The following is a 7,677-nucleotide window of genomic DNA, read 5'->3' as shown; positions in this document are numbered from 1 at the left end:
GGCAGGATTATGTGGAGTTTGATCAACGTTATTTGCGTCCAGCGGAAGTAGATTTATTAATAGGAGATTCTACAAAAGCCAGAGAGAAATTAGGTTGGCAGCCGTCGGTGACATTCGAGGGACTGGTAAAATTAATGGTAGGTGCGGATTTAGCGGCTTTGGGGATTAATCTTAATAACGGTGGTGATAGCCAACAGTTATTAAAAGATTTGGCTTATCTTCGCAATCGTTCCTTAATTGCCGTCGATTAAAAAGTCGGGTGGGTTAGGGAAGGGCAACCCACCCCCTGTCGGAAATGACCAGCGATTGTTGGTAATATTTGGTAGTAGTAGAATTTGCCATCTCAATTGTTAAGCAACAATCGACCAAGTGGGTCGAGTTCGTAACTATTCTGATTGACTGGTATCACTTGAAATGCTCTCACAGAAGGTGGATAACAAAACTGGCCAATTGTCAATAGCGGTTGAGATGCGCTCACCCTGATTTTCACGGTAATTATTAATCGTTATCTGGTAATCCTAGCCTATGTCGAAGATTTTTCCACATCATTCTTAATTTCCAGAATTTACTACTCTCCATTCCTATAATTAGAGCCTCAGCTTTTTGTAGTTTACCAGAAAATTCTTCCACAAGAGAGTTAAGGTTTTTCCTTTGAGCTTCTAGTTCTAGTTCTCGTTCCTCCAAGTATTGAATTCTTTTTATAGCATTTACTAATTGTCTCTGAAAATCATCTCGCTCACCTTCTACCTTGAGATAAATTCTTCTTTTTAATTCAGAAGGAATGTTATTATAGCAAGGGTTCGCCATCATTTTCTGTAGAAAAAACTGATAATCGTTTGTAATTTTACCTTCTTCATGATTTTGAACAGTTTGTTGAGAAAAGTGAATGCGAAAATAGGATAAAGTTTTATTAATAAATCCAACCTTATACTGGAGCATAATCCTACACCACATATCAACATCGACTAATTGACAGAGGTTAGGATCGAAGTCTCCTAAGATATCAAAAACATTTCTCCTAATTAATACTGTACTGGGTTCGCCGATTTTATTAATACATCCATCTAAGAACTTAGGATCCTTAAGTAAATTGATGCCTAACTGAATTGATTCTAGTTTTGACCAAGCTAAATGTAGATTCTCGATATCTTTAATAATATTCAGGCAAGTCTCATTTGTCTCTACTCCTCTAGCAATAAGCACACCACGAGCTGAGAAAACTAAACCGATATCCTCATCGCTTTCAGCTAATTGCACCATGTCCTTAATACAGCTGGCAGTGATAACATCATCCTGAAATAGAAATTTAATATACTTTCCCTGTGCCATAGAGAGACAAAAGTTCCAATTAGGAATCATCCCCAATCTTTGATGAGTAAGTACTTTGAATTTTATTGAAGAGTGTAATTGAAAATTTTTAGCAATTTCTAAAGTTCTATCCACCGAGCCGTCATCACTAATAATGATTTCGAGATTATGATAAGTTTGAGATAGAACTGAGTCAAGTGCTTCTTCAAGGAATTCCTCCCCTTGATAGGTCGGTATCAAAACGCTAACCAGTGGTTGTTGATCGGGAATAAAGGTCATATCAATTTGAGAGATTACAAAGATTAAATCAACTTAGTTCTTGAGAAATACATCTACACTTTGAGAGGTTACCCCATAACCCCTTTTTTTCGGTAGCCGCTCGGATTATACATTTATTTCTACCAAATTTTCTTCACCTCTACTAATATTTAGCTGGATTGATAATAGACTCGCCGACGTAGGCGTAGGCGGCAAAGTGCATGGCGGCATCGATGGTATAGGTATCAAAGATACGATCCAATAGAGATCGATCGCTAATATCGCCGACGATCAATTTAGCATTCAAAAACCGCTCGACTGGCTCTCAATGACCATACACTAGGTTATCTAAAATAATAATGCCATAACCTTTGGCTTGTAAAGCTTGTACTGCATGAGTCCCGATGCACCTCGCACCTCCTGTAACCAAAATAGTTAGATTCTGAATCTCCGTCATGGTCTGTCCACATCTCCTTGAAAAAACATTAAAAAAGGAAAGCTATAGCTTGCTTTTTGGCTCTTCTCGACTTTGTGTGATAATTTTTGCTTATAGAATCGTGAAATATTTACTGGGAAAGACTTTTAGGACTATTTTGCTGAAAAAACTATCACTATAGACCCCGTTTCCACACAGAAACCAGAAGAGCCGCTTTTTTTCTGTGGGATAAATTTAGCTGGTTAATATTCAATCTGATGCTGGATAAGGCTTTCAAGGCTAAGAAGATGTTGGCACAGGGTGAGAGCATCTCAAAAGCTATTGACAATTGCTTAATTTTGTGATCCGCTTTCTGTGTGGGCATTTTAGGTGATACCACTCAATCAAAATAGTTACGAAATCGACCAAATGGGTCGATTTTTGCTTAACAATTGAGATAGCCAATTCTCCTCAAATATGCCTGAATCGCTCTCTGGGTAAGCAACTCACATAAAGTTCATTTTGTCAAGAATTGTTAAGATGCGCTTACCCTGTAGCCTTATTCTCTCCCTAGGAACTAATAGCTGAAAGTCCTATTCTCTCGTTCCACCGGACTCTTTTCAAACATCCTATGAGTGTATAATTCGGCGTTTAAGAACCGCTCTATAAGAGCTTTGGTTAGTTGTTTGAGAATACCTGCCTCCTCAAGTAAGCCAAGTCTTCGGGGTTCTTATATTCTTTGAGTAGTTCATCAAGAAGTTCAGGTCTTATAGTCATAGTTGTTGCCTTTTTTTCTGGTATCTTAGGGTCTCTTTTTTGCCCTAGAATAAATTATTTTACAGTCCCGTCCAAAGCTCATGAACTAATGTTTTGGAAGTTCGATTTGTAACGCTTACAATTTGTTACGCTACCATCTTCTACTTATAAGGACGCTTTTCCTGAATACCGTGATGTAAATAATGAAACTCAGCGTCCATACCTGCCTCTGCTACATCAGGGTGTAATCTTAAGTAAAGATTACTATCAAAATCTGGAGGAAGTTCTCCTTGCTGCTGATGCTGAGTTTCTTCTAACTGTCCCTCATGGTAAGCATAGCTATAGTAACCCAGCGAGTGGTGCGGTATCTTTTCAGAATGTTTGTGGGTATAAAAATAAAAGGGATTACAATCCAAAGGGCAGTAGTGAGTCACTATGCTACGGCGGGTAAGTGTCTCATCCTCGATTCTTGAACCCCCATGCGCTAAGTCGTTAGTCCAAATAAGAACATCACCCTTTTTAGCTCGAAATTTTTTCCGAGGGAAGCCTCTTTTTTCTGACTCTTCTACTAGCCAAGATAAGTAGGCTCTGTGGTTTTGCTCATCTTTACCGTTAAACCACTTAGACTGACCTTCGGGAAACCATTTTTCATCCCCGATTAATCCAGGATCATCAGCAAAGGGAAAGCCTGGAAGTTGATGACTACCAACGAAGAATTCTAGCTCACCTGAACCCTCTGAAATGTCTTCTAAGGCAATCCAAGTTGCTACCATTTCCATCGGGCTATCAATTCTGACGTAGGCAGTATCTTGATGAATTGGTTGTTGAGTTCCATAGGCAAATGTAAGAGTTTGAAAAGCTAGAACAGGTCGCTCAAAAATTAAACTTAAATATCTAGTTAAATGGGGATAGAGATTAATTTGACGAGCTAGAACAGAATTTGTGTGGACATCAACCAATTTTAAGCTACGAAGACCAAAGTAATCTTTTTTGTAAGGTACTCCGTAATAGACTTTATTATTCACCCAAATTTCGGCACTGAAGCCTTCTTTCTCACCGCGATATATGCTGTCTAATTCTACTAAAAAGGCATCGATAATATCTGATGGGATTAATGAGTCTAGCACTACATAGCCATTATCGATAAAATAGTGTAAGTTTTCAGCTTCTAGAGGTGAGATTATCCCTAGTCTTTCTTTTCCTTTAGTTAGCTCATGAGCATTAGAAAGATCTGTCCACAAACCACCATACTGACTGCGAAAGGAGGTTTGCTTTACTTTTTTAAGCAAAGGTAATGGTTCTTGTAAATTATTGGTATTCATAGTTTAATTAACTCCTTTGTAAATCAATTACTAGCCTTACCACACACTAAATCTATCACAAAAGCAACACGCAAGCAATTCTAAAGGCATTTGTCAACTTAACGGTGTGATTTGTTCCAGGGCGTGGTTCAAAAAAGGACAATTTTGAGTCACAAAATCAGGACAAATATGATCATTGTGTCAGATAATGGCTTAACGTACAAAAGTATTAGGATTTAACCCAACTTATCAGGCACTTTGAAATCGCTCAAAGTCTAACAGTTCTCATAAGTCCGGATGTACCCCGCATCTCCTGTAATCAAAATAGTTAGATTCTGAATCTCCGTCATGGTCTCTCCACTTGGTTAAGCTGAGAGTTTGATACAGAAAGCTTTTCCTGAATCTGTCTATAAATTTCCAGTGTTCGATCGGCCACTTCCTGAATCGTTAAACGCTCGGAAATCCCATTAGATAATTTATCCCACAATCCCTCTTCAGTCGCCGCCCGGATTATACAATTAGCTAAATCTGCCGCACTACCTACTTGGAAATGTAATCCCGATTGATCGTGTTCAACTTTTTCGGCCATGCCGCCAATATTACTACAAATCACAGGACGCTTATGAAAGAGAGCTTCCTCTATAACTAGAGGCGAATTCTCCCACCAGATCGATGGAACAATCACCCAATCTACATTAGCCATTAAGTTTGGCATGTCTTCCGATTGATAGGGACCATGAAATCGGACACAATCTGTAGTTTTTTCAAGAAGTTCTGAAAACTTGTTTTGAAAGTCTTGGGATTGAAATTCTAAGTTAGCTCCATAGATATCTAGAGTTATTTTTCGTCGTATTTCTTTCGGCAGCCCTGCGATAGCCTCAAAGACAACAAGAGTTCCTTTAAAGATGCTGAGTGTACCGAAGTAAGCGAATTTCGTTCTCCCTTCTTGAAAAGCTAATGTTCTTGGAGAGGCTGGCTCATTTAGTGATAGTCCGTTGTCGAGATGCACCATCCTTTCTTGTGGAACTCCCCATGCTAGATATCTATCCAATAAAAATTTACTGGGTGCAATAAAAATATCAATTAAATTAAAAAAGGATTTAATATATAGTTCTCGAAGTTGAAAATCTTCTGGAGATTTATTAGGGAAGCATTTATGGCAATCTGTCGGAATAGCTTGATAACACAGTTTATGGGTCGATGTTTTTATCATTTTTCCATCATTATTGCAAATGGCTAAATATTCATGAAGAGTCATAATAATTGGAACTTCCTTTGAATATTTACGAACTTCTCTGATCATCTCCAGTCCAATATGAATATAGTGGTGAAAGTGAATGATAGTAGGTTGGAAACAGTCTAATAAATCACGAAAGTTATTACAAATTAATATTGTATTTAACTGCGAGAAAATAAAATGATCGGGACTGCCACCAGATAATATTATCTCCGATCCGTCTGAGGCACATATTTCTAGGCATGTACCTAAATTGTTTGGACTACCCAAAGGGTTATAGGCAAGAAAAATAACCTCATAATTATCTCTATGCTGAATTTCTTTAAAGAGGTTATAAGCCGCATTCTCTCCGCCACCTTTACTTATCTTCGGATGGGCGTGAGATATAATTAAAATTTTTTGTTTTTCTAACATAAGCTTCAACTTTCCTAATTTCGTCTAATTGTGTAGGATACCGTTGTTATAGAAATTGTACTTATTCTCCAATACTCATTTCGTTAATATCTCATCATTGGATTTTTAGTACCGATGACAATTCTCTTAATAAGTAAGTTTTTTTGCTCAGAGAATATTTTCTAAAATATATTGCTCCCATTTCTGATTAAATAACCAACAATTATACAGAGTCTGATTTCTTTTGCCTTGTTCGCCATGATTATGATTTAAACTCAACGATTGTCTTTCTAAATGAAAAAGTTCTACCCCAGGGATATAATAGTTCTTAAACCCCTTAGCATGAAGTTTTAAACAAAGATCGGAGTCTTCAAAATCCCCAATAATATACTCTTCGTCTATGCCACCCACATCATCGTATAGTTCCCTCGAAACCATCATACAGGCTCCAGTCACTGCCGCTAGTTCTTGGGGACAAGAGTTGCGCTCAACAAAGTTGGGCAAACCTTTTTTCGGATGATCGTTAATAAATAAATTCTCCCAAGGACCGTATCTGAGGAATTTCATACCAGCGTGTTGGATACTACCATCTCCATAGAGTAATTTCGGTGCAATTACACCTACATCTGCGATATCATTGTAACTCTTGATCAGAGAGGAAAGCCATCTAGAACGAACGGGCATCACGTCAGAGTTTAAAAGAAGAAGTAATTGTCCCTTGGCTACCGATACTCCAGAATTGTTAGCACCAGCATATCCTTGATTTATCCCCGTGTATACAGTTTTAAAGGGGATTTCAAATATGGATGATTGTGAATCACAAAGATAAAGAAAATCTTCATATAATCGAGGATCATCTAGAACATAAATTAGTTCATTTTGCTTGAGGTCGGGGTCGTCGGCAAAAAGAGCTAATTGATACTTGATAAAATCTATTCTTCCATAAAGAGGAACAATGATCGACACTGCTGGATTTTTTACTTGAACACCATATTCCCTGATTACTTTTTCGCTTTTTTCTATGCGCTCTCTGTTTTGCCAGAGCTTCCAGACAGTGGGTCCGATATGACTATTTAAAATAGGACGCATCCGATAATTGGGCAGTGGATTATTAGCTAATATATTTTGAATTATTGGTAATGGATTGCCCGGTGATTTTACAAGTCCTGTTTTATAATCAATGATGGTTGCCTCTCCCAGTTTAATTTGGAAGTGTAACTCATCAATATTTGGTTTGTTTTTAAGAGGAAGAAGGGCTAAAAAACCAAGATTTTCTGAAGGTTCACTTATTCCTAAGTTTTGCAGGTAAAGAACTAAATCCGTCCGAGTTTTTTTAACTAGAATAGGTAGAATATCGAGATTCTCGTTCTCGGTCACGAGCATTATTTCTTGAATTTCATTCTTAGGATCGAATAGCCACCCCTCAGCATATATTCCTAGCTCTGGTACAAGAATCGCTTGATCCACATAAAACTGGAAAGCTTGAGAGTGAAGACCAGTGGGGGCTTGTATAGGAATATCTATGGATTTAGATGCTGCTGGCTTTCGATGTTTCTCTGGGTCATCCAGTTTTAACGCATATTTTATTCCAAACCATTTTTCTCGTAACTTCCAAAACTTGCTCGATTCCATCCCTTCAATCCAAGAGCGATAGACCTCTAGTTGAGATTGAGATTGATTGATCCGTATTTCCAAATCGTTGCATCGTTCCCGAGTGTTTTGTAGAGTCGTTTGAGAATTTTCCAATAGACTTTTTGTCTGCTGCACTTCCGATTGGTAGGTTCCCAGTAAATTTCTTGTCCGTTGCAGTTCTACTTTGGAGTATTTGAGCATATCCCTTGTACGTTGCAGTTCGGTTTGGGAGCTTTCCAGCAAACCCTTAGTTTGTTGGAGTTCCGATTGGGAGCTTTCCAGTAAACCCTTAGTTTGTTGGAGTTCCGATTGGGAGCTTTCCAGTAAACCCTTAGTTTGTTGGAGTTCCGATTGGGAGCTTTCCAGTAAACCCTTAG

Annotated in this window: 5 protein-coding genes and 1 pseudogene; 1 reads left to right on the top strand and 5 read right to left on the bottom strand. The window is 38.1% G+C overall.

Annotated features, from left to right (window positions below):
- Nucleotides 1-251: GDP-mannose 4,6-dehydratase (locus tag IM485_RS04970; protein WP_287741673.1), on the top strand; the 251-nt coding region annotated here is incomplete at its 5' end.
- Nucleotides 252-498: 247 nt separating this feature from the next.
- Here IM485_RS04970 and IM485_RS04965 read toward each other — a convergent pair.
- The 5 genes and pseudogenes from IM485_RS04965 to IM485_RS04945 all read right to left on the bottom strand — a co-directional run.
- Nucleotides 499-1,587 (bottom strand): glycosyltransferase family 2 protein, encoded by a 1,089-nt coding sequence (locus IM485_RS04965; protein ID WP_287741671.1) that lies wholly within the window; start codon nucleotides 1,585-1,587, stop codon nucleotides 499-501.
- Between the two features lie 145 nt (nucleotides 1,588-1,732).
- Nucleotides 1,733-2,023, bottom strand: a pseudogene (locus IM485_RS04960) (NAD-dependent epimerase/dehydratase family protein); the annotation flags it as partial.
- Nucleotides 2,024-2,898: 875 nt separating this feature from the next.
- Entirely contained in the window at nucleotides 2,899-4,059 is a 1,161-nt protein-coding gene (locus IM485_RS04955; RefSeq protein WP_104397107.1) for a phytanoyl-CoA dioxygenase family protein, read from the bottom strand.
- 325 nt (nucleotides 4,060-4,384) lie between these two features.
- Nucleotides 4,385-5,689, bottom strand: a complete 1,305-nt coding sequence (locus IM485_RS04950) for a glycosyltransferase family 4 protein (protein WP_104397108.1) — start codon at nucleotides 5,687-5,689, stop codon at nucleotides 4,385-4,387.
- A 147-nt stretch (nucleotides 5,690-5,836) separates the two neighbouring features.
- Nucleotides 5,837-7,677, bottom strand: a 1,841-nt coding sequence (locus tag IM485_RS04945; RefSeq protein ID WP_287741667.1) for a glycosyltransferase, incomplete at its 5' end; no start/stop codon positions are given.

This window comes from Microcystis sp. M169S2 (assembly GCF_020245865.1).
Lineage (GTDB): Bacteria > Cyanobacteriota > Cyanobacteriia > Cyanobacteriales > Microcystaceae > Microcystis > Microcystis ichthyoblabe_A.
This window is presented reverse-complemented; position numbering and strand designations above follow the sequence as displayed.